This is a genomic window from Breznakia sp. PFB1-19 (assembly GCF_029893935.1).
In the GTDB taxonomy this organism is placed as follows: domain Bacteria; phylum Bacillota_I; class Bacilli_A; order Erysipelotrichales; family Erysipelotrichaceae; genus Breznakia; species Breznakia blatticola.
This window is the reverse complement of record NZ_JARXXJ010000002.1, coordinates 49,960-73,874: the sequence shown is the minus strand read 5'-3', so window position 1 is coordinate 73,874 and position 23,915 is coordinate 49,960. Positions and strand designations below refer to the sequence as shown.

Here is a 23,915-nt window from a genome sequence, read left to right as displayed (position 1 = left end):
TATTTATACACGCAAACCCATACTATCTGCTTCCACTTCAAGTAATTCATGAAGTTCATCATCCATACGCATGATGGTTAATGCAGCTCCATTCATATCTAGCGAGGTTACATAATTACCAACCAACACTTTATCAATATTGATATTTCTTGCTTGAAGTTCGCTTTCAACATCATTATACAATACGTAAAGTTCCATAATTGGTGTTGCTCCTAAACCAGAGACAATTACAGAAAGTGTTTCATCTGCTTTCACTTCCAAATCATCAACTACAGCCTTTACCATATCTTTTGCAATATCTTTTGCATTTTTTAAATCTTCCACATGCATTCCTGGTTCTCCATGGTGTCCAATTCCAAATTCCATTTTTCCTTCATCAATATGGAAGTTTGGTTTTCCTACAGCAGGAATGGTACATGAAGATAATCCCACACAAATACTGCGTGTTTGATCCACTGTTTTTTGTGCAACATGAATGACTTCATCAAGCGTAGCTCCTTGACTTGCCTTTGCCCCTGCAACTTTCCACATGAATACACCACCAGCAATACCGTGACGTTTTTCTTTTGTTTCTTTTGGTGAAGATGATACATCATCTGTTGCAACAACGTATTTTACTTCTACTCCTTCATCTAGACACATGTCGACTGCCATTTTTACATTCATGTTATCTCCAGCGTAGTTACCAAATAAGCAAGCAACTCCATTTCCACTATCAACACTCATAAATGCATCATAGAATGCTTGTGCTGGCGGAGAAGAAAATACTTCTCCAACCGCTACTGCATCAAGCATTTGGCGTCCTACATAGCCAAGAAATGCTGGCTCATGTCCACTTCCACCACCACTAACAAGTCCTACCTTGCCAGCAATCGGTGCCGCTTTTAATTTCATAACATGATCATTTTCACTTAATATTTCTAACTCTGGACGAGCTTTTTCAATACCTTTCATCATATCCTCAACGATGAAATCAGCATGATTCACAAATCTTTGCATACTATAACCCACCTATCTTAATAACTTCTTACAGCCATCAGCAAACGACTCAAGAATGAGTTGGGCACTTGTTGCACCGGCATCTTGATGCCCTTTTGAACGTTCCCCTAGTCTTGATGCACGTCCAAGTTTTGCCACCATATGTTTTGTTGCTTCAAGTCCTGCTTGTGATGCCCCAACCATTTCAGTTAACGCTTTATTTACATCTTGTGATGCATCAAATTCTTTATGATATGCGTAAATTGCTGGATCTAATACATCAACCAGTGTTTTATCATTCACTTTTGCTGGTGATATCTTTTTAATATTGTCATATGCTTTATCTAGCATTTCACCAATGATTTGACCATCAATCTCTTCATGTTGTTTACTAGCAACATATAGGCCGCGAAAGAAATTTCCGTATAATGGACCCATACTTCCTCCAATTTTACTCATAAGCATTTTGCTGATGATTTGAAAACCTGTACTCATGTTTTCTTCACCTGTCAATGCTTCTTTTGCTAGTGTAAAGCCTTTATTCATGTTAATTCCATGATCACCATCACCAATTGCACCATCGATTTCACTTAAGTAATCACGATTTTTTTGAATGCATGTAATGATGGTTACAACTATTTCAATTCCTTCTTGATTCGTAAACTTCATATTATGCTCTTTCTGCTGCTGCTACTTCTTTTGCGTTTTTTGCTTCTCTACGTAATTCACGGTAGTACATTGTGTATCCTGCTAACCAAGCTACAAGTACAACCACTGGGATAAAGTTTCCATTCACTACATCAAATATTTGCGAAATTCCATATGTAAATACTGGACCATCAATTGATGAGTTTGAAATCATTTGTCCTGCTGCTAAATCTACAGCGCCTGTTGTGTTTGCTAAGTCTGTAATAAATGGTGCAAATGCTGTACCAATCCATAAGAAACATGGAACACCGATTGTACAAAGAATTAACATTCTTGGTAAGTTTCCTTTTGTTACTAGGTATGCAGGTACTGCTAATGCAATATTGATAATTCCAGCAAATGGTAAGATTTCGTTTCCTGGTAAAATCATAGACATTAATAATGTTACTGGCACTGACCAAATAACTGCTAACCAAATTTCATTTGATCCACCAAGGAATGGCCAGTCAAGACCAACAATTAAACTTCTTCCTTCGAAACGTTTGTTCATAAAGTCACTAACTGCTTCAGAAATTGGTGATAACGCTTGCATAAAGTATTTTGAAATAACCGGGAATAATGTTAATGCAGTTGCAGCTTGAACTCCTAATGTTAAGATTTCAGCTGGACTCCATTTTGCCATGATTCCAAATACACATCCTAAAATAAATCCAAGAACGTGGTTTTCTGCAAAGATACCAACTTTGTCTTTTAATGCTTCTGCATCAAAGTCTTTGTTGAATGCAGGAATTTTACGTAATAATAAATCGAATGGGTACAAAATAGCTCCAAAGAATACCATTTTGTGTGTACAAGTAACTCCAGGAATTCCTGATAATTCTTCAATACGGTGTGAGTGTACATCCGCTGTTTTAAGTTCAAAGATAATTTGAATTGTCGCAACTACAAATGCTAAAGGTACACTATCTGTAATGGCAACAACACAAACTGCAGTAAAGATTTTCCCCCATACATTCCATAAATCCGCATTGAATGTTTCTGTTTTCTTTAACACGATCATAATAATGTTCACAACAATAAGTAATGGGAACATTAAGAATGCATATGGCCATGACCATGAGATTGTCGATAATGTTGTCCATCCTCCATCAACAATTGGTAATGAAATACCTGTTGATTCTAACATTGCTTCTGCTGCTGGTGAAATTGCCCCAGTCATAAAGCTAATAAGCATTGACATTCCGGTAAATGCAACCCCTAATGTAATACCTGCTGAGATTGCATCTTTCACTTTCATACGAACAAGCAATCCTGCAAAAATGATGATAATTGGTACGAATACTGCTGCCCCTAAACTAAGTAGCCAGTTAACTACATTTTGTAAAATATCCATAAATTTAAACTCTCCTCTTTTGTTTTCTTATTAGCCATTATTCACGGCATCAATTAGTCTTTGTAATTCCTCTTTTTGTTTCATTCCTGTAAGAAATGCAATTCCATTGATTACTGGAATTGGGTATTCCTTATTTGTTTTCGTAATTGCAATATATGCAACCGCATCTGTCAAATGACGATCCACAGATTTTAAGTCTACTGCTTCTACTTTTGCGTCCACTTTATTTTCTTTTAGTAAACGATTTACTTTACTTGCTACGGTTTGTGAAGTTGCTACTCCACTACCACAAGCCACGATTATTTTTTTCATAGTCCCTCCTAATCGAATCCTTTTATATTGATTATTTCTTGATAATATTCATCTACTGTTTTTGCATTGAGTAAACGATCCATCAAATCTTGATCCTGCAGATTATCAACTAGGAGTTGCAACATTTCCACATGTCCATCACCTTTTATGAATCCAAGAACAAAGATTAGTTGAACGTCATGCCATACATCACTGGTTGCCATTTCACACCAAGCAATTGGTTTTGCTAGTCGAACTGCTGCAACAAATGGGGTGATAATATGTACTGCATCCGCATGCGGTATCGCAATTGGATATGGTTGCGTTGGTAAGCCTGTTGGGTATGCTTCTTCCCTTGTTACCAATGCTTGATAATATGTTTCCTTCACAAATCCTTTGGCAAAAAGTATTTCACTCATTTTCGCAAAGAAATCATTTTGATTTTCTACCTGCATATCTAGTTGAATCAGGTCTTTGATAATCATTGAACTGTCCATTTACTCTCCTTTCGCAATTGCTTGCATCTGCGCGCCGATCCATGGCAACTTGCTTAATCACATTATATGAGTAGAAACATTTTCAGGCAAAGCAATTTCGGGACAATTAATGCACAACACAATGTGCAATACAGTGATGGGCGCTAAAGTTGCGCAACCTTGTGACGTAAAATCCATAAAAAAATACCAAACTTTTCCATAAAGAATGGTATTTCTAATAAATTATCACAAATTTTGATTCATAATTTCGACTAAAGTAAACATGTCATGACCCCATGTTAATTTTAAGATACAGCAATTGCCAACACCAGTTTCCTTAATCGCTTCAAGACTAGGATCCATATGACAAGTCTCTAAGAAATAAGCAATACTCACTCCTGAACTTACTGCAAGTATGACTTGACTATCCCTATCTTGGCAAACTTGTTGCAAATAAGAACTCACTCTAGTTTTTACATCCTGTGCGCTTTCTCCACCAACTTTACTCGTTAATGTATCCCCATAAATATCTTGATGACTTGATCCTATATAGACTTCACCTTCTGCTTCTCCATACCAACGTTCACGTAAATCTTTACTTCGTTGATATGGTTGATTTGGTGCTATATACTCCATTGTGTCACAACATCTTTCACTCGTAGAACAAACAAGTGTATCAAAGTTTACATCTTTCAGTATTTCATGTGCCTGTTTGGCTTGTTCAATCCCTTTATCTGTTAGTGGTGAATCACACCACCCTTGAATCCGGTGCTGTACATTGAAGTACGTTTGTCCATGTCGAACTACATATAATGTTTTCATATACAATTCCCTCTACATGCATTATAAAACGTTATGTTTTTTACAACAAATGCTTTTGGAAACAAAAATTGCACATCTTTATGCACATAATAGGTCCCAATGAAATCTAGAAAAAAAAGACTTCATCTCAGAAGTCCCTTATGTATGTAATGCATCAATAAAGTCGATAACTGCTTGTTTGTCTACACATTCATAATCAAGTTCGTGATTATTCGCATATCCATACGATACTTGTTTTGCTTTTGCTGTAAGATCTCTTTTCCATGTTTTACATGATGCATGTACTTGCTGCAACTGCGTTTTTTCAAGTACTTTCTTTACATTATCTGCGCGCAAGCCTACACCACCTAAGATTTCGATTTGCTTTCCGTATGTATTTTGTAGGTAGGCAAGTGTTTCAATTCCAACAATAGCAGTTTTTCCTTGTCCACTTGTTAGTACACGATCCACCTTACAATCGATAAGTGTACACATTGCTTCATCAATATCTTGTACGACATCAAATGCACGATGTACAACAGCTTGTCCACCATACCTATGAATCAAATCACAAAATGCTTTTGTGCGTGTAGCATCAATTGTAAAATCTTCATTTAGAAATCCAAACACAATTGCTTCTACACCTTCTTGTAATAATATAGTTGCATCTTGTTTCATCACTTCATACTCTTCATTTGTATAATGAAATCCACCAGCTCTAGGGCGCACCATAGCTGCAATTGGCAATGAAATATGTTGTTTTACTAATTTCACAGTTCCCATACTTGGCGTTAGTCCACCTAAATATAATGCACTATTTAACTCAATACGGTTTGCCCCACCTGCTTGTGCAGCCAAACAATCTTCATAACTTCCTGCACATACTTCAAAAATTATATCTTTCATAATTCCTCACTTAATTTTGCATACAAAATGCAAAAGACAGAATTGCTTCCGTCTTCTTTACTTGGTATATAAACGTGCGTATTTTTTCATGAAGGCATCATTTTTTTCAAACCCTCCATCAACATTCGCACTCACGAACACTTCAACTTCTTGTCCATTTTGAGCTAGCGTACTTGCGCAAACTACGCTGATTGCACCACAAATAAATGCATTGGCAATCGATGATGTTGGATACATTGGAATATCGATTCCTTCAAAATAGCTTGCTGCATCTCCTTTTTGTCCGCAGTTATCAATAACAATATCTGCAACTTCTAGTAAACGTTTGTTGTGTTTATTGCGTGGCTTTGTTTCCATTGAATGGTGTACGTTAGTAATTGCAATAACGGTTGCTTTACGTCTTTTTGCTTCAACTGCAACTTCTACTGGATATGGATTTCTTCCAGAGTTACTTGCAATTAAAACAACATCACCTTCTTGAATATCAAATAAATCGACAAGTAGATCCCCATATCCATCAAGATTTTCAATTAGAGAACTCTTTGTTGGATGCTCATTTAATGTCAATTCTGTAGGCATCATTGGCACCACAAAAGCAAGTCCTCCTGCACGACCATAAAACTCTTCAGCTACAGAATGTGAATGTCCACTTCCCGTCACTAAAAAGCGATGTCCTTGACTATGCGCATTTGCAATAGTAATTCCTGCTTCTTCTATTGCCTTTGCTTGCGTATCCTTAATCTTATGCACGACGTCTAAACCAATACTAAATGTCTGCTCAACTAGTTTCATAAGTTTCTCCTATTTTAAGATTTCAAAATGTTTACAAGCTTCATAGATTCCATTTTTACCACATGGTTTTGTCACAAAGTTTGCTTTTGCTTTTACTTCATCGACGGCATTGCCCATTGCAACACCAATCCCACATGCTTCAATCATACTTATATCATTATAATTATCACCAAAAGCTATCGCTTGTTCCATCGTGCATCCAAGATGTTCACAAATATGTGCAATCGCATTTGCTTTACTTGTCTTCTTTGGGTGAATATCAAATCCATTTCCAAAGAACTTATCAAATTGTAAGTGTGGATACTTCGGTTTGATTTGTTTAAAGATGCTTGGTTCAACACGACTCACTGCAGCTAAAGGTAAACTTTGCGTATGACGTGTTTTCTTTTTTCGATGATCTTCAAAATTGCCCCAACGACCTAGCAAGATCATCAAACGATTTTGCAAAGGAAGTTTTCCTGCATATAAATATCCTTTTTCAGGAAATTGAAATTGTAAATATTGCTTAAAGTGCGTAAAATCTTGGACAAGATTTTCTGTATCCTGTTTCGATAATGGTTCACTATACAATTCATTAAATGCATGATCCATAATGTAGGTTCCATTCAAACAAATATAATAATCAAATGTGAAATACTGTGATAGTTTTTCTTTTACGAAGTATGGTGGACGACCACTAGCAATTGCAAGTTTCATTCCTTGTTCACGTAATTTATTTAGACACATCAAATCATCTTCTTCGATTCGATGTGTTATGTGGTTAAACAAAGTTCCATCAACATCAAATGCAGCTATTTTTATATCTTTCATATTTGGCTATCACAACTATTTCTTGTGATATAACTTTTGCGTTCTAAATTTTGGTGAACATGTGTAATTCATTTTTAAACGGTTAAATACATTCTCATCATCTTTTCTTAAGATTACCGTAGAGTGTACTTCACATCCTTGAAGTTTCTTTAATTGTTGCATGGCAAGTTCAGCAACTGGGTTTGTTGTTGCACTTACTGCAAGCATGACAAGCATTTCACCTGCATGAATACGTGGATTATTATTTCCAAGTATATCCGTTTTTAGTTTTTGGACTGGCTCAATAACCGATGGTGAGATCAACGGTAAACGATCATCAATTCCACCAAGTGCTTTTGCGGCATTTAATAAAGCTGCTGAACTTGCGCGTAGTAGAGTCGATGTTTTCCCTGTGATTAAACGACCATCAGGTAGTTCAATTGCAACTGCTGGTTCATCTGTTTCGATTGATTTTGCTTCGCTTGCACCAACCACCTTACGGTTACTTGGCTTAAGATTTGCTTGGTTCATCAACATTTCAATTTTTTGAATGGCTTCTTTTGAACCTGTCCCCAAACGTTCATTGACTAGTGATTGATAGTAACGACGTAAGATTTCTTTATTGGCTGCATCTTGTGCAGCATCATCATTTTCAATTGCATACCCTGCCATATTTACACCCATATCTGTTGGGCTTTTATATGGCGATACACCATTGATGTTTTCAAACATACGACGCAACACTGGGAATACTTCTACATCACGGTTATAGGAAACAACCGCTTCTCCATATGCTTCTAAATGGAATGGGTCAATCATATTTACATCATCAAGTTCTGCAGTAGCTGCTTCATATGCTAAGTTAACTGGATGCTTTAATGGAATATTCCAAATTGGGAATGTTTCATATTTAGCATAACCAGAACGCACCCCACGTTTGTGATCATGATACATTTGTGACATACATGTTGCCATCTTTCCACTTCCTGGACCAGGTGCAGTTACGACAATCAACTCTCTAGTTGTTTCAATGTATTCATTACGTCCAAATCCGTCATCACTTAAAATGACATCCACATTACTTGGATATCCTTCAATTGAATAGTGGACGTACACTTTTACATCCATACTTTCTAAACGTTCACGGAATTGAACTGCTGTTGGTTGTGCCATAAACTGCGTAATTACAACACTTCCTACATATAGATCAACACTTCTAAATGCATCGATTAGTCGCAATACTTCTTGGTCATAGGTAATTCCTAAGTCACCACGAACTTTACTTCCTTCAATGTCATTGGCATTGATTACAATCACGATTTCTACTTTATCTTGAATCTTCGAAAGCATTTGTACTTTAATATCTGGTAAGAATCCTGGAAGAACTCTTGATGCATGATAATCATCAAACAATTTCCCGCCAAACTCCAAATATAAGCGATTATCAAAGCTGGCAATCCGCTTTAAGATATTCTCACTTTGTAACTCTAAATACTTTTCCGAATTAAATGCTATTTGCTCCATTCATATAACCTCATTAACTTTCCTTAACATTATAGCAAACTTCCAAGATGAAAACGCATCAACTCAATGAAAATAAAGAAAAGTTTTTCATTCTTTATATATCACACGAAAAATAAGCATATATTATGATATATTATTATCCTTCATCATTAATGAATAAATTTACATTTAGTTACATTAGTTTACATTTTTTCATTTGATTCTCTAGATTTATTATCATTTATATTGTAATATGTAAGTACTATCAAATGTGATATGTTGATAGTATGTGTTTATCTTTGATGTATATCTATGTGTGATGGATATACGCAAAGAATGGGATAGAAATGTCTATATATTCTAGTTTAACTAGAAAAAAAGACTTCATCGAAGAGAAAAGTATTCGCTATATAATGGATACTTTTTTCTTTATCTTATTATGTAACAATTTACATTTTATGAAAAAATTACATTTTTCATTGACATGTGTTTTCATGTTTGTTACTATTTGATAAACCAATGAATGGGAGATCAAGCGATTTAAGCGCTAATAGAGAGTGAGTGATGGTGGAAATCTCACAGAGATGCTGTTTCGTAAATGGACCCATGAGGGCGAACTGAAAGATGTATTTCAAGTAGGTAAGACGGATACCCACGTTATAGGGTTAAGAATGTGATAGCATTTGAAAGTTGGATTTGGTAAATCAAATCAAACAAGGTGGCACCGCATGTGTAAGATACACTTGTCCTTGAGCTTATTTTTTAAGCAAGGATGAGTGTTTTTTTATTCAAAGCTACAATTAAATGCATCATGACCAAAACATATAGGAGGAAAAGAAAATGAAAAAAGTATTATGTTTGGCTATGAGTTTATTAATGGTATGTACATTGGTGGCCTGTTCAGGCGACAAAAAAGATGGAGGTAACAGTTCATCAAAGAAAGTAGGTATTGTACAAATTGTGGATCATGCATCACTGAATACAATTCGCAAAGCTGCCGAAAAAGAAATTACAGATACTGACGATACAATTGAAATCGTTTATAAAAATGCAAATGGTGATATGAGTACACTAAACACGATTTGCCAACAATTTAAAGATGATGGTGTCGATGCAATTATTGCCATCGCAACACCTTCAGCAATGGCTGCAGCAAACGTGAGTAAAGATATACCTGTTATCTTCTCGGCTGTATCTGATCCAATTGGTGCAAAACTTGTGGATAGTTTAGAAAAGCCAGGAGGAAACATCACTGGGACTAGTGACGAAGTACAAGTAGATCAAATTCTTGCATTAGCAACCGAGATGCTCCCAGAAACAAAATCAATTGGATTATTATACAACTCAGGAGAAGTAAACTCTGTGAGCAATATGAATAAAGCCAAAGAATATGCCAAAGCAAATGGTTTAGAAGTATATGAAAGTGCATTTGCTAATACTGCAGATATTCAAAGTTCAATGCAATACCTTTGCCAACAAGCAGATATCGTATTTACACCAAATGATAATTCTGTGGCAAGTGCAATGGATGTTGTAAGTGCAGTAGCAAATAAAACAAATACCCCATTATTTGTTGGGGCGGATTCAATGGTAGCTGATGGTGGGCTAGCAACTGTAGGAATCGACTATACATCTCTAGGAAAAGAAACTGGAGAGATGACAATCAAAGTATTAAATGGAACAAGCCCAGCAGATATTCCAGTAAAAGTATTTAAAGATAACTTGAGTGTTTACATCAATACAGATGTAGCAAACAAACTGAATATCACAACCCTAGATACAATCAAGAAAAACCACGAAACTGTCGTAGAAGTAAAATAATATTTGAGTAAACATTGGAGGAACTTGTATGAGTGTAAATACAATATTAGGTGCAATTGAATTAGGATTACTATTTTCCATTATGTCATTTGGAGTTTATGTAACATTCAAAGTATTGGACTTTCCAGATTTAACCGTAGATGGTAGCTTTACTGCAGGTGCAGTGACAAGTGCTGTACTATCTATTGCTGGACATCCGTTTTTAGCCATCCTTGGTGGTACACTCGTAAGTTGCTTTGCTGGAATGGTCACTGGATTTTTGCACACTAAGATGAAAGTGAATTACATCTTAGCAGGAATACTGACAATGACTGGATTATACTCGATCAACTTAAAAATTGCTGGTGGTACACCAAACCTTTCATTGTTTGGTGTAGAAACCATCTTCACAAAATTTCATGATGTACTTGCTAGTATTGGCTTACCAACAAGTATACTTGATCACAGCAATTTAATCTTATTGTTGGTGATTGTTATTATCTGCATGCTATTACTTTATGTATTTTTTAAAACACAGATGGGACTTGCCTTACGTGCAACCGGAAATAACGAAGAAATGGTACGTGCAAGTTCAATCAATACTGATGCGATGAAAATTATGGGGCTTGGACTAGCTAATGGATTTGTAGGGTTATGTGCAGCGATTTATACACAACACCAAACCTTCTATGATATCTCTCAAGGTATTGGAATGATGGTAGTTGCACTAACAAGTATCATCATTGGTGAAAGTGTATTTGGTAAACGTAGTGTTCTTAATTCACTTGTTTCGATTGTACTAGGAGCAATGGTTTATCGTTTACTTTTATCTTTTGCCTTAGCACAAGGAATGGATCCAAATGATTGGAAATTATTATGTGCTTCTTTAGTCGCAATTGTAATTTCGATTCCAACCATTAAAACATTTATTGAGAAAAAGCGGAAACGTGCACGCAGAATTGGAGGTAAGTAATATGTTAGAACTTAAACATATCAGTATTACATTCAACGAACACACCGTTAACGAGAAAAAGGCATTGAATGATGTGAGTTTAAAAGTTAACAATGGCGACTTCATTACGATTATCGGAAGTAATGGTGCAGGTAAAAGTACATTATTGAATTGTATAAGCGGAAGTTATGAAGTAGATGAAGGTCAAATCATTCTTAACGGAAAGCATATGGAATATATGAAAGAATACAACCGTGCTAAGAAAATTGGCCGTTTGTTTCAAGACCCATTAAAAGGAACAGCTCCAGATATGAGTATTGAAGAGAATTTGGAACTTGCTTATCGACGTGGAAATTCTCAAAACAGTTTATATCACCGATTCTTCAAAATTGGTTTAACAAAACAAGAGCGTCAATTGATGAAAGACAAAGTTTCCTTATTAGGCCTAGATTTAGAGAAACGTTTCTCAAGTAAAGTTGGATTACTATCGGGAGGTCAACGTCAAGCACTTACATTGATGATGGCAACAATTAATACACCTGATTTATTACTTCTTGATGAACATACTGCAGCTCTTGATCCAAAGACTGCTAAACAAGTAATGGAAATTACCGATACGATTATTAAAGAAGAAAATATCACAACCATTATGATTACCCATAACATTGCCCAAGCATTAGCTTATGGAAATCGTTTGATTATGATGAATGAAGGAAAAATTCTTTACGAGTTTTCCAACGAAGAAAAAGCGAACTTAACTATTGAAGATGTGATGAAATTATACCAACAAAAAAGTCACAACGACTTTAGTGACAGTATGCTATTAGATTAAAATTTGCGAACCAATTGTGATCCTTGAATGATGAGGAGGGCCTTCACTCCCTCCCTCATCGCCTTATATTACAATGTTCGATATATATAGATGAAAGAAGAAATCGTTACTAATTTCTTCTTTTTTTATATGTATCTTTTATGTGTTTTGTTTATAAGTTATGTATTTTAGATGAAATCTTGTAGGTGTTACTCGGGATAATTATTTTCTTTTTTGGGTAGTGTACGTTATAATGTATGCATAGTTTATACGTGGAAGTGATCTGAAAAGACATTTACCTACAACTTAAACCACATCTTAAACTATACAACGTTGCATTCATTTGAAGCGACAGGAGGTATAACATGAAAAAAACGAATATGAAACGCTTTACTCTACTTGCATTATTTATTGCAATAGAGATTGCAGTTAGTGTCATTCCCTTTTTAGGTTACATTAATTTGGGATTCATTAACGCAACAACTTTACATATTCCAGTCATTATTGCTGGAATCTTACTAGGAAAGAAAGAAGGAGCAATTGTTGGACTTGTCTTTGGGTTAACATCTCTTATCAAAGCAAGTATTGATCCAAACATCTCAAGTTTTGTGTTCTCGCCATTCATTACAATTGGTGGGCAAAGTGGAAACTTCGTTAGTTTATTAATTGCAATTGTGCCTAGGGTACTGGTCGGCTTTGTTGCTGGTCTTGTGTATGAACAACTTTCCAAACGCAATGCAACTGACATTCTTTCCATGTCAGTTGCTGCATTACTTGGTTCCTTAACGAACACAATTTTAGTTCTTGGTGGAATCTACATCTTCTTTGGACCAGCATATGCAAGTGTTGTAGGTATTGCCTATGATGCACTGATTGGATTTATTATGTCGATTATAACTGGTTCAGGAATTATGGAAGCTATTGCCGCAGTCATTATTGCTGTAGCTGTATGTAAAGCTGGAAAAAAAGTAGTATCACTATAAGGAGAAAACGATGAAACCATGTGTCGTAGTTGGTGTTACAAGTTCGATTGCTACATTTAAAGCCGTTCAACTTGTAAGTGACCTATTAAAAAAAGGATATGATGTAGAAGTCATAATGTCTGAAAATGCTACAAAGTTTGTAGACCCTTTGACATTTTCTTCACTGACAAAACATAAGACATACGTGCACACCTTTGATCGTGTCGAGCATTATGATGTAGAGCACATCTCATTAGCAAAAAAAGCAGATGTCTTTATCTTAGCTCCAGCAACTGCAAATATTATTGCAAAAGTGGTACATGGACTCGCTGATGATATGTTAAGTACTACGTTTTTAGCAGCAAATTGTCCAAAACTTATCGCACCTGCGATGAATACACAAATGTATAACAATCCTGTGACACAAGAAAACCTAACTAAAGCAAAAAAACTTGGCTATCATATTATTGAACCATGTGTTGGTTTACTTGCATGTGGTGATACAGGCACTGGAAAACTTGCCGATATTCCAACGATGATTGAAGCTATTGAAATGGTTGGTTATCCTAAAAAAACACTTACTGGGAAACGCGTGCTTGTTAGTGCTGGACCAACAAGGGAAGCTCTTGATCCTGTACGTTTTATCTCAAACCATAGTAGTGGAAAAATGGGATATGCAATCGCAAAGGCTGCCCGAAACATGGGAGCAAGCGTCACTTTAGTTAGTGGTCCTGTACATCTTAGTAAACCATATCGCGTAGACGTAGTTGATGTAGTCAGTGCAGATGATATGTTTGAAGCAATGACAAAAGAATATGATACATATGATTATGTCATCATGGCTGCTGCAGTTGCAGATTACACACCAAAAGTTATCGCTGATCAAAAAATTAAAAAAGATACAGAAGCAACCGCTTTTGAATTTGTGAAAACAAAGGATATCTTACAATATTTAGGTGATCATAAAAGTCATCAAAAGCTTTGTGGCTTTGCGATGGAAAGTGAAAATATGCTTGAAAACGCACGCAAGAAATTTGAAAAGAAACATTGCGACTTACTAGTTGCAAACAATATCCGTACACCTGGTGCTGGTTTTGATGTCGATACAAACATCATTACGCTAATCAATCGTGACGGAAACACAGAGTTATCCAAAGCAAGCAAAGAAGAACTTGCATATCGTATATTAGAAACACTGTGTAAATAGGAGAGAATTATGTTAGTAGTTATAGACGTTGGAAATACCAACATTACCATTGGATTATATGAAAAAGGTAGTGATACACTTGTTCAAAGTTATCGACTGACCGCACAAAATCGCATGACAAGTGATGAATATGGATTCTTTATGACAAGTTTCCTGAATGCGGCAAAAATCGATGTCAAAGATATTGAAGATGTTATCATTTCTAGTGTTGTGCCGAAAATTATGCACAGCTTTACCAATTCGATTCGAAAGTTTTTTAATATCGAACCAATGATTGTAGGTCCAGGGGTAAAAACTGGAATTTCTATTCGGATTGATAACCCACGGGAACTTGGTGCTGACCGTCTTGTAGATGCTGTAGGTGCATACTACGGATACGGTGGTGATATTCTCGTAGTTGATTTTGGTACAGCAACAACCTTTGATTTTGTAAATAGCAAAGGTGAGTATCTAGGAGGAACAACTGCTCCAGGTATTGAGATTAGTGCGCAAGCACTATCTAGTAGGGCTGCAAAATTACCAGAAATTCAAATACAACCAGTTCATAACGTACTAGCAACAAATACAATTGATAGCATGCAAGCTGGTGTATATATTGGGTATGTTGGGTTAACCGAACATATTATTAAGCTTTTCAAAGAAAAAATGGGGGACCACATTCGCGTTATCGCGACTGGTGGTTTAGGAAGGATTATAGCCGAAGGAACTGAGGAGATCGATATTTACGATCCCGACTTAACGTTTAAAGGATTACGGATGATATATGAGCGAACAAAAAAAGGGTAGAAGCACAAGAACACAATTAGAAAGCCGTGGGTTTATCGAACATTTCGATATTTACCCAAACAAGCGAGAAAAAGAAGCCTCGATTGTTAATCTTAACGATAAACAAGCAATCAAACGTACGATTGCCGCAAAACACCTTTCCTTGTTTGCTAATGAAGAAGAAATTTGTAAGTTATTACTTCAACGTTTAACTATTGAAAAAGCATTGTATACACGTATGGAAATTTGTAAGTCTTTGCAAAATGCAACACAGCAAGTTGACTTACTGATTGACTACTTAGCAGTGATCCCAAATAAGCAATACACAACACTGCCAAAACGAATCACAAAGAAGAATTCATACCCTTTACCTCGTGATCTTATTGCTAGAACACTTGGTCGTATGGATATTGAAGTATTACCTGATTTACTTAACGCATTGGTTATTAAACCTCGTAAAGTACAACGTGAAGCAATTATTGCAATTGGTTACTTACTTTACAACAATGACTTCAGTGATGAAATTGTCTTTAAAATCATTGAAGCAACCTATTACAATAGTAAAGATCCTGTCTATCGATGGAAAGTTATGATTGTCATGGGACAACTACTTCCTTATAGCACAGAGTTTCTATCATCGATTCGCAACGATGGAACCTTACGTTATAAAGAAGCACAAAAAGCATTATCCAAACAAAAAGAGATTTCAACAGACGAACTGTAGAAATCTCTTTTCTTATTTAATGAATTCCTTAATTGTATCCAATCGTGCAATCGTATCATCATATCCCAATTGGAACCATCCACGTAGTTTATCAGGATCTTGCGTATACCGCGTAATTCCATGATCTTCACTAGGACGCAAGACTAAGGCTTGTCCTTTGCTTTCTAGTTCTTCTACTTTATCCCATTGTTCTTTGTAGCGAACATGACGTAATTTCAAATCACGTGCAACATGTGGATATTTGCGATACTTCATTTTGGCTAAGCATATTTGCCATCCAGGTGCAGGTTTACGTACATATCCTTCTTCTTTCGTAGAGATAAAAATATGTTTGGTATTTCCTTGACGAATGCTTTGTTCGATTGGAATCATATCAATCAATCCTGCATCCATATATAAACCACCTAAATATTTGTAAGGTTTCGTTAATAACAGCAATGCACAACTTGCCTTCACAAGCGTTTGGTCCTTGTCTAAGTACTCTTTACTGTAATACTCCACTGTTCCCTTCTCGATGTTGTATAAGCCGATATCAAGCCTTGTACGGCTCTTATAAAAGGTATCATAATCAAGTGGTGTCTTTTTCTCAAGAAACTGGAAAACTGCATGTAAACCAAAGATCCCACCTTCTTTAAATAATGGTCGAATACCTACTGCATCTTTTTGAGTTCCTGCTTCAATTCCTGTCACTTCCAAACGATAGGGTTGACGTGAAACATAGGGCAGTAGATTTTCAGCTCCTGCGCTAATTCCAACTGAATACGGCAGTTTTATATCATGCTCTAGTAAAGCTTTTAAAACACCGCTGGTATAGGCTGCTTTGGTTCCTCCACCTTCGCAAATAATCCCAACATTTTGATTCATAAATTCCTCCTACATAAGTGGTGAGAATACATTGAGAATTGCACGAATCATTCGTACAACAAGTTTCTCACTACGACAATATTCATACGTAATTTCTTGCGAAACATCAAGCATTTCAAGATAATCACGTTTTATATCTTCAATACAACTGCTCTTATAAAACCAAATTCCACATTCATAGTGTAAGTAGTATGAACGGAAATCCATATTACTTGTTCCTACGATGGCATACTTATCATCAGAAACAAAGGTCTTTGCATGTACAAAGCCTGGTGTGTATTCATAAATTCTAACACCATTGCGTGTCAAGACTTCATAGTTTGACCGTGTCAGTTGAAACACGATTTTCTTATCTGGAATATGCGGAACTAAAATTCGCACGTCCACACCGTTCTTTGCCGCTAAGATTAATGCTGTTCGCATTTCCGAATCAATAACTAAATACGGTGTTGTGATATATACATAATCCGTTGCATTATTAATCATATTAATATGCGTGTACTCTCCAACATTTTCATCATCTGTTGGGGTATCACTAAACGGTTGTACTAAACCATCATTTGGATACATTTCAAATGCTTCATCTGGTTGCTTGAAATCATGGTAGTTATCTTTTTCTTCACTGTTATAATTCCAAAACTGTAAGAACATAAAGGTAAAACTCCATACCGCTTCTCCTTCAAGCATGGCTCCACCATCTTTCCAATGACCAAAGCGAACTTTACGATTGATATATTCATCTGCAATGTTGATTCCACCAGAGAAAGCAACTTTACCATCGATAACTGTTATTTTTCTGTGATCACGATTATTCATTTGAATGGCTAAGCGTGGTCGAATTGGATTAAACACATACGTTTTAATTCCTAGTGCTTCGAGTTTGATGTTCGTTTTACTTGGAAGTTTACTTGCACAACCAAAATCATCATAAATAAGACGTACATCTACACCTTCATTGACTTTTTGTACAAGCACTTCAAGTATACTATCCCACATGTATCCTTCATCAATGATAAAGTACTCCATAAAAATAAACTTCTCTGCACGTTGTAATTGCAACATCAACTCCGCGAAGTTTTCTTCACCTGTCGCAAAAAACTTAGTTCGCGTTTTTCCATATGGCGGAAATTGGCTTGCATTCCAAATGTAATTGATTTGTTTATAGGCACTTCCATCATTTTGTACTAAATAATGATATAGTTCTTCATTTCCTTCAATATGCGCTACGACATCTTGATGTAATACTTCATCACGTTCACGTAACTTCTTAGGTACTTTCTTTGCCCCAAACATTAAGTAAAATAACCATCCAAATACTGGTGCAATCAAAATCAAAATTGACCAGGATAATTTATACGATGGATTATCGTTTCGATTAATTACGTATAAGGCAGCTAAAATCGAAAACACATGAAAGATGGAATACGCATCTAAGCTAAAAACACTAAGAGTGTATACCCCTAGCATTACTAGCCCGAGTTGCAGCAATATCAATACTCCAACAATTACGATTTTATTGGTTAGTAATCGAAAAATTTGTTTCATCTTACCCCTTATTTTCTATTTTTTTGGATGAATGTAACAAGGCTTTCACTAATTCGTTCGACCATTTCCATGTTCACTGAATGATCTTTACCTGTTGCACATCCCTCAACCATCAGACTTCCGTCTTCATTATCACCTGTTGAAATCATCATTGCTTTTGAGAAATCACGTAAGATACCCTCTGCTTTACGATCATCACCCATTTGCACAATTTCAATTGGTGTTGTTCCTTTATATGCTTTTTGCATATCACGTGCTTCATTCTTTAGACCACGTCCTACTTGATATGAAATTTGACTTCCTCGCCCAATACAGAAAAGCGTAATCAAAGAAGCACTTGCTTTATTGTTAGCGACTAAGTATTTTTGGAATGCTACATTCCCATTACTTAAATGTACTTGATTACTATCTGTGAAAGCAAACATGACTTCTTTACGTTGACTTGGACTTAACTGTTCAGCCATATCAAGAGCAATGGCAATCGATGCACTGTTATTTACATAGTTCTTCTTATTTGGTACACCTCGTACAATAAAGACAACCAGTGCAGCTAAATATAACAACACAAAGATAAAGAAATATGTTGCAATACTTGCTGGCAAGAATGCCGGAATAATATATAGCAATGCAAGCAATACTAAGTAACCTGCAATCATTGGCACAAAACGCGGGAAAAACATTCTACGCATTTGTTTATATCCATCTTGTGGGTAAATTCGATTCTTAAACCAAAATACCTTCGGTGGTGTATTATACGGTATAACAAACACATACTTCGCTTGTTTGATACTACCAACATATAAATTATTTACACGAGATAGTTTGACTCTTTGTGTGTCCGTTTCTACTTTATAACCCAATTGTTCATAGTCGTGCGAGATGGCTTCACGGAACTTACGTTTTTGTGATCCCTTAAAGCGACAACCATATTGATCCATATATTTCTTAGCGATTTCGTTTAACATAAATTCCTCCATATATTCTTGATTATTATACAACAATTCCACTTAAACAAAAAGTAAATCCATAGATTCTAACTGAACAATAACTGAACTTTTTCAACTCTATCTTCATCACTTGAATCATTCTATCTGTTCGCTTCAATCATAAAGTTAAAATTAATTTGGATATCTTTCGTATTTTTGACTACCTATTTTTTTGCAAGATATCAGTTTTTTACTTTTTTAAAGTTTACGCCAACCAGGCACGCGGAGGTCCAGTTATAAGTCACAAGCTCCATTAAGATTAAAAAACACCGAAGTTTATCACTTCGGTGTAGTTTACTATATGGTGGAGCTTAGCGGGATCGAACCGCTGACCTCCTGCGTGCAAGGCAGGCGCTCTCCCAGCTGAGCTAAAACCCCATGTATATAGACATTCGAATAGAAAATGGTGGGCCTGAATGGATTTGAACCAGCGACCTCACCCTTATCAGGGGTGCGCTCTAACCAACTGAGCTACAGGCCCGCTTCTTGCGAATGCCTTATTATAATACCATGGAGCATATAAGGTGTCAACACTAAAATTGAAAAAAAAGACACTTTTTTTATTTTCTAAAAAGTGCCTTAAAAACCTATTGAATAAAGGATATTATTAACTCTCCTAAATTTGTTGAAGCTTCGATTTTTTTATTTGTTGTCCCTTTTGATTCATATGTACCGTGATGTTGACCATCAACTGTTACATCTCCTAAATCTGCATCAAGTTCCATTGAATACTCTTCACGTACTCCTTTGATTTGCAACTCTAGCTCTCCTAAATCACAATCGGCTTCTACCGATTGATTAATTGCACCATGATACAGTGCATGTCCTAAGTTTACATCCATTTCTACTACATCTACATTCATGTTCTTTGCTTCTAAATTTCCAACATCAACAGAAATATCAAATTCTTTTAAAGTAAGATCAGAAACTCTCACATCTCCTACATTTGCACTAACTTCAACTTTATCAAATGATGCAGGAACAATAACCTTAATCTTTCCATAGTTATTATTTGTTCCTAAAGAGATAAGATCAATTCCACTATAGGTTTCAATTTTGAAGATTCCATGACTTAAGTTTGAGTATTTTACTTCTGAAGGTTTAAACCCTTCCATATTTACTTCAAAGTGATCTCCTTTTACAATCTCGACATCTCCAACTTCTGCTTCGATATCAAGACCCGTGATATTTTCTGGTGTTAAATGAAACGTAGTTGTTTTCTCATCTGATTGACGATTGATACCTACCATACCAATTGGTCCTATCCGATAATTTGAAACCGTTAATCGTCCACCTTGTCCAAATCCGATTAACATTACAACAAATCCAACGATACAAACACTTAACCCAACAAGGATTGTATTTCTTATCCATCTATTTTTCATCATAAATATGTCCCTCCTTGTTTAAATGTGGACGACTATTGTGTCGGTTAAAGATTTTTGTGAGTTGGCGTACCATCCAAGGGATAAACTTACTAATTATAGCTACTACAACTAGTGCCATTAGTAAACCTGCACCAATCATCATCAAGCTTGCACCAAGTGCAACTAATCCATCTGCAATGCTCACACTAAATAATGAGATACTATGTACAACGTTTGGAATTCCAACGATAAATAGTGCGACAATCATCACAACTACTACAATCACCATACTAACTAATACTGCAAATAGTGCAAAAATAACTGCGATCATTGCAATTGCTAATGGCAATGCTATTGGTAAAGCAAAGATCCCTAAAACAATGATTAGTATTGTTTTTAATGTACTGTTTTTTTGTTTTTCTTGTTGCAGATTACTTTCTGCTTCTTCTCTTTTATTGTTTGCACTTTTAATAGTTGCTTCTGCACGAAGTGTTGCAGCTAACTTTTGTGGTGAGCCTAACTCCTCCATTACGCTTTGTTCATTCTCAATTCCTGCATCCTCAAAATATTCTTGAATGTAATTCATTACATCTTCATATTCACTTTCTTCCATCCCTCTTAAATAGAAGGAAAGCTTTGTAATGTATTGTTGTTTAGTCATATTCTCCATTTGTATGTCCTCCTTCCATGATGTTGCTTATACGAGTCGAGAACTCTTTCCAAGCATCATAATACAATTGGTATTGTTTCTTCCCTTGTTCAGTTAGGGTGTAATATCTTCTATTTCTACCTTCGAATTGTTTGTCGTAGGTTTCTAAGTATCCATCTTTTGTCAAGCGTCGTAAAACTGGATAGAGTGTCGACTCCGATACTTCAATAACTGTCTTCACTTCTTGTGTTAGTTTATAACCATATGCATCATCATTTCTGAGGATTGATAATACACATGCATCCAGTAAACTTGAACCTAATTGAAATTTCATATAGTATCTCCTTTCATATAATACTATACACCGTATAATATTATTGTCAACAAAAAAAAGCAATTAACTTAATAATTGCTCTTCAACGTTTTGTAGGATGCTTTTCACTGCCTCTTCATTCACACTGTAATAAATCCGTTTGCTTTTACCTGTTCGCAAGTTAACAAGGCCTTCACTTAATAAAGCATTCATATGATGCGAAATCGTTGCAGGAGTTAAATTCATTTCCTTTGCAAGATCATTTCCATATGTTGATTCCTTGTGTAATTCCTTAAGAATTGCAAACTTGCTTGGATCTGTTAACACTTTCATTTTAGCTAACAATAAATCTAGTTCTTCATTCTCTCCTTGAAAGTCAAATGATGAATCAAACAGAATTCCAATAAACACATATTGTTCCTGAATCGTTAGTGAATTTGAACCAAATACAGTTGGATACATGACTCGAACCTTTGCATTTTCAATAGTGACACGCACAACCTTTTTAATATAACTTTCTAAGCTCATTTGCCTTGTATTCTGTGTGATATCGTCAATAAAGTTTGATACTTCTACTTGGTACATTTGTAATTGTTTACGAACTTCAGGTCGAAGCGTTTCAATAATTGTTGTAATTTCACTAGCAAAAAAATCGAAATTTTCATATATATAGAGTAATTCCCATTTGTGTTTACTATCCATTTCATCTTCTTGTAGGAAAGTAATAAAGGTTGAACGTAAATCGTCAGCTTCTTCCTGTATGCTTGATGCTTTCAAAAGTTCCATCATTTCTAAAGCGAAAGCGCGTTGTTGATTTTCACTTTTATTTAAATATACAATCGAAAACACAATAAATCCAACCCACGTATCACCTTCTGATGCACCAAACGTCGTATACTCAAAGAATTTTTGATGGTCTGTAATAATTTTGCTAAGCATTGGCTGTAACACCTTATAACTCTCTTCTAGTTTCTTACGAAGTGGATCATATTTCTTCCAAGCTGCTGTTATGGGTTTATTGAAGTACGCACGCTCAAAGTACGAAAAGGTTTCATATAATTCATATGGTTGTTGCTGTAGTGTTAACATCGCTTGTGTCCCCCTTCAATGTCTTGTTATGTAGTATTATACCAAAACATGCTAAGCAGATGCATCCAAAGATGAAAAATACCTGTGGAATGCTTAAACTTGCTACCACAATCGATACAACAACTGATGTAATTGGCATCCCGCTATAGAAAAACGCATCGATAATCGCAGAAGATCGTGATAGGTATTCCTGATCTACCCGAGAGATAAATGTAATGTTGGCTACACTACCACCAATACTAACTGCAATTCCCATAAAAAATATAAAGATGCAAAGTAAGGCAATCGAAATATAAAGTGGTAAAGATAGAACTGCAACCAATGTAAAACTAAAATATAAAAGTGCTGCACATATTCCTGCGATTGCAAATTGCATGTTCGTAGATATTTTTTTACTGATTGTAGGATATAGAAATCCACCAAGCATTGTCCCTGCCGAAACTCCAATACTTACCAACGATAGAAACATAGGGTTTCCATTTAAGTATGTTCCAATATAAGGTGCAAGTACTGCATTAAATGGAACCAGTGATGCATTTAAGAATAATCCAATAAAGCATAGTGTCAATAATACCTTGGATTTTTTCAAATAAACAAATCCATCTTTTAGCATCGTAAGATATGGAGTATTTGCATGTTGTTCATGTATTCGTTGTTTATACGGAATACTCAGTTTTAATAAAGCAGCAATCACAAATGTACACCCATCGACAACAAAGGCACCAGCAATACCAAAGGTTGCTAGAATAATTCCTGCTAATGCATTACCAACAAGCTCCATTGCAGACATCAATGCACGATTGGTTCCAACTCCAACTTCATAATACTCTTTGTCAAGAATCTCTATGACAAAAGCGGATATTGCCGGTTGACCAAGCGCTTCAACACTTGATGTCAGTACGGTAAGTGTTAAAATCAATGCAACATTTAATATTCCACTAACATATAGGAATAAATACAAGCACACCAAAATTGCACGCATAAAATCAACAAGTACCATGACTTTCTTCTTATTTAGTTTTTCAACGTACGCACCTAATAGCGGTGTCAGAATTACTGTAGGTAGCATGTTGCACGCATATGCTAGTGCAGACATACTTGCACTACCTGTCACTTCATATGTCAACCAAACCGTTGCTAAGGAATCTACTGCATCCCCAAATCGATTGATTAAATTCGCACTCATGTAACGAACATAGCGCGGTTGATCCTTTATTAACATTTTACGTGTTATCTCTTTCATATTTGATATCCCTCTAACATATCACAACTTTAGTATAATATGACGTTAGATGTATGTCAAT

The 23,915-nt window shown here is 35.7% G+C and carries 25 protein-coding genes and 2 tRNA genes; 7 read left to right on the top strand and 20 right to left on the bottom strand.

The window, feature by feature from the left end:
• Window positions 1-3: 3 nt before the first annotated feature.
• The 10 genes from M2098_RS01770 to M2098_RS01725 all read right to left on the bottom strand — a co-directional run bounded on the left by M2098_RS01770 (window position 4) and on the right by M2098_RS01725 (window position 8,598).
• Complete coding sequence (locus M2098_RS01770) at window positions 4-999, bottom strand: dihydroxyacetone kinase subunit DhaK (RefSeq protein ID WP_280681184.1); 996 nt, start codon at window positions 997-999, stop codon at window positions 4-6.
• Between the two features lie 12 nt (window positions 1,000-1,011).
• Window positions 1,012-1,647, bottom strand: coding sequence for a dihydroxyacetone kinase subunit DhaL (gene dhaL / locus M2098_RS01765; protein WP_280681182.1), 636 nt, complete (start codon window positions 1,645-1,647; stop codon window positions 1,012-1,014).
• 1 nt (window position 1,648) lies between these two features.
• The gene (locus M2098_RS01760) at window positions 1,649-3,019 is read right to left on the bottom strand and encodes a PTS transporter subunit IIC (RefSeq protein ID WP_280681180.1); all 1,371 of its coding nucleotides are present in this window, start codon (window positions 3,017-3,019) and stop codon (window positions 1,649-1,651) included.
• 30 nt (window positions 3,020-3,049) lie between these two features.
• Window positions 3,050-3,331, bottom strand: coding sequence for a PTS sugar transporter subunit IIB (locus M2098_RS01755; protein ID WP_134170137.1), 282 nt, complete (start codon window positions 3,329-3,331; stop codon window positions 3,050-3,052).
• A gap of 8 nt (window positions 3,332-3,339) precedes the next feature.
• Window positions 3,340-3,807 carry a PTS sugar transporter subunit IIA gene (locus M2098_RS01750; RefSeq protein WP_208318311.1) on the bottom strand — a complete coding sequence of 156 codons (468 nt, stop codon included), beginning with the start codon at window positions 3,805-3,807 and terminating at the stop codon, window positions 3,340-3,342.
• A gap of 225 nt (window positions 3,808-4,032) precedes the next feature.
• Entirely contained in the window at window positions 4,033-4,608 is a 576-nt protein-coding gene (locus M2098_RS01745; RefSeq protein WP_280681178.1) for a histidine phosphatase family protein, read from the bottom strand.
• Window positions 4,609-4,746: 138 nt separating this feature from the next.
• Entirely contained in the window at window positions 4,747-5,493 is a 747-nt protein-coding gene (locus tag M2098_RS01740) for a copper homeostasis protein CutC (RefSeq protein WP_280681175.1), read from the bottom strand.
• Between the two features lie 57 nt (window positions 5,494-5,550).
• Window positions 5,551-6,285: an SIS domain-containing protein gene (locus M2098_RS01735; RefSeq protein WP_280681172.1), complete on the bottom strand. Its 735-nt coding sequence runs from the start codon at window positions 6,283-6,285 to the stop codon at window positions 5,551-5,553.
• 9 nt (window positions 6,286-6,294) lie between these two features.
• A complete protein-coding gene (locus tag M2098_RS01730; RefSeq protein WP_280681170.1) occupies window positions 6,295-7,095 on the bottom strand; it encodes an HAD family hydrolase in 801 nt (266 codons plus the stop codon).
• A 15-nt stretch (window positions 7,096-7,110) separates the two neighbouring features.
• Window positions 7,111-8,598, bottom strand: a complete 1,488-nt coding sequence (locus M2098_RS01725) for a DUF1846 domain-containing protein (RefSeq protein ID WP_134170147.1) — start codon at window positions 8,596-8,598, stop codon at window positions 7,111-7,113.
• A gap of 819 nt (window positions 8,599-9,417) precedes the next feature.
• Here M2098_RS01725 and M2098_RS01720 point away from each other — a divergent pair.
• The 7 genes from M2098_RS01720 to M2098_RS01690 all read left to right on the top strand — a co-directional run bounded on the left by M2098_RS01720 (window position 9,418) and on the right by M2098_RS01690 (window position 15,798).
• Entirely contained in the window at window positions 9,418-10,398 is a 981-nt protein-coding gene (locus tag M2098_RS01720; protein WP_280681166.1) for an ABC transporter substrate-binding protein, read from the top strand.
• A gap of 28 nt (window positions 10,399-10,426) precedes the next feature.
• Window positions 10,427-11,350: an ABC transporter permease gene (locus M2098_RS01715; RefSeq protein WP_280681164.1), complete on the top strand. Its 924-nt coding sequence runs from the start codon at window positions 10,427-10,429 to the stop codon at window positions 11,348-11,350.
• Window position 11,351: 1 nt separating this feature from the next.
• A complete protein-coding gene (locus M2098_RS01710; protein ID WP_280681162.1) occupies window positions 11,352-12,161 on the top strand; it encodes an ATP-binding cassette domain-containing protein in 810 nt (269 codons plus the stop codon).
• A gap of 344 nt (window positions 12,162-12,505) precedes the next feature.
• Window positions 12,506-13,123 carry an ECF transporter S component gene (locus M2098_RS01705; protein WP_280681160.1) on the top strand — a complete coding sequence of 206 codons (618 nt, stop codon included), beginning with the start codon at window positions 12,506-12,508 and terminating at the stop codon, window positions 13,121-13,123.
• A gap of 10 nt (window positions 13,124-13,133) precedes the next feature.
• Window positions 13,134-14,309, top strand: coding sequence for a bifunctional phosphopantothenoylcysteine decarboxylase/phosphopantothenate--cysteine ligase CoaBC (gene coaBC / locus M2098_RS01700; RefSeq protein WP_280681158.1), 1,176 nt, complete (start codon window positions 13,134-13,136; stop codon window positions 14,307-14,309).
• A 9-nt stretch (window positions 14,310-14,318) separates the two neighbouring features.
• Entirely contained in the window at window positions 14,319-15,095 is a 777-nt protein-coding gene (locus tag M2098_RS01695; protein WP_134168549.1) for a type III pantothenate kinase, read from the top strand.
• Complete coding sequence (locus M2098_RS01690; protein ID WP_280681156.1) at window positions 15,073-15,798, top strand: hypothetical protein; 726 nt, start codon at window positions 15,073-15,075, stop codon at window positions 15,796-15,798. Before M2098_RS01695 ends, M2098_RS01690 begins: the two co-directional genes overlap by 23 nt.
• Window positions 15,799-15,810: 12 nt before the next feature.
• Here M2098_RS01690 and M2098_RS01685 read toward each other — a convergent pair whose 3' ends face one another.
• From M2098_RS01685 to M2098_RS01640, 10 genes are all read right to left on the bottom strand, one after another.
• On the bottom strand, window positions 15,811-16,662 hold the full coding sequence (locus M2098_RS01685; protein WP_280681155.1) for a patatin family protein: 852 nt from the start codon (window positions 16,660-16,662) through the stop codon (window positions 15,811-15,813).
• Window positions 16,663-16,671: 9 nt separating this feature from the next.
• The gene (gene cls, locus M2098_RS01680; RefSeq protein WP_280681153.1) at window positions 16,672-18,207 is read right to left on the bottom strand and encodes a cardiolipin synthase; all 1,536 of its coding nucleotides are present in this window, start codon (window positions 18,205-18,207) and stop codon (window positions 16,672-16,674) included.
• An 8-nt stretch (window positions 18,208-18,215) separates the two neighbouring features.
• Window positions 18,216-19,172 carry a hypothetical protein gene (locus M2098_RS01675; RefSeq protein ID WP_280681151.1) on the bottom strand — a complete coding sequence of 319 codons (957 nt, stop codon included), beginning with the start codon at window positions 19,170-19,172 and terminating at the stop codon, window positions 18,216-18,218.
• Between the two features lie 323 nt (window positions 19,173-19,495).
• Window positions 19,496-19,571 (bottom strand) — tRNA-Ala (locus tag M2098_RS01670).
• Between the two features lie 26 nt (window positions 19,572-19,597).
• A tRNA-Ile gene (locus tag M2098_RS01665) sits at window positions 19,598-19,674 on the bottom strand.
• 106 nt (window positions 19,675-19,780) lie between these two features.
• Window positions 19,781-20,581 carry a DUF4097 family beta strand repeat-containing protein gene (locus M2098_RS01660; RefSeq protein WP_280681149.1) on the bottom strand — a complete coding sequence of 267 codons (801 nt, stop codon included), beginning with the start codon at window positions 20,579-20,581 and terminating at the stop codon, window positions 19,781-19,783.
• The gene (locus M2098_RS01655) at window positions 20,568-21,230 is read right to left on the bottom strand and encodes a DUF1700 domain-containing protein (RefSeq protein WP_280681147.1); all 663 of its coding nucleotides are present in this window, start codon (window positions 21,228-21,230) and stop codon (window positions 20,568-20,570) included. The genes M2098_RS01660 and M2098_RS01655 overlap by 14 nt, the downstream gene beginning before the upstream one ends.
• A complete protein-coding gene (locus tag M2098_RS01650; RefSeq protein WP_134168535.1) occupies window positions 21,214-21,543 on the bottom strand; it encodes a PadR family transcriptional regulator in 330 nt (109 codons plus the stop codon). Before M2098_RS01650 ends, M2098_RS01655 begins: the two co-directional genes overlap by 17 nt.
• Window positions 21,544-21,606: 63 nt before the next feature.
• Entirely contained in the window at window positions 21,607-22,611 is a 1,005-nt protein-coding gene (locus tag M2098_RS01645; protein ID WP_280681146.1) for a winged helix-turn-helix domain-containing protein, read from the bottom strand.
• Entirely contained in the window at window positions 22,583-23,854 is a 1,272-nt protein-coding gene (locus M2098_RS01640) for an MFS transporter (RefSeq protein ID WP_280681145.1), read from the bottom strand. The genes M2098_RS01645 and M2098_RS01640 overlap by 29 nt, the downstream gene beginning before the upstream one ends.
• Window positions 23,855-23,915 lie beyond the last annotated feature (61 nt).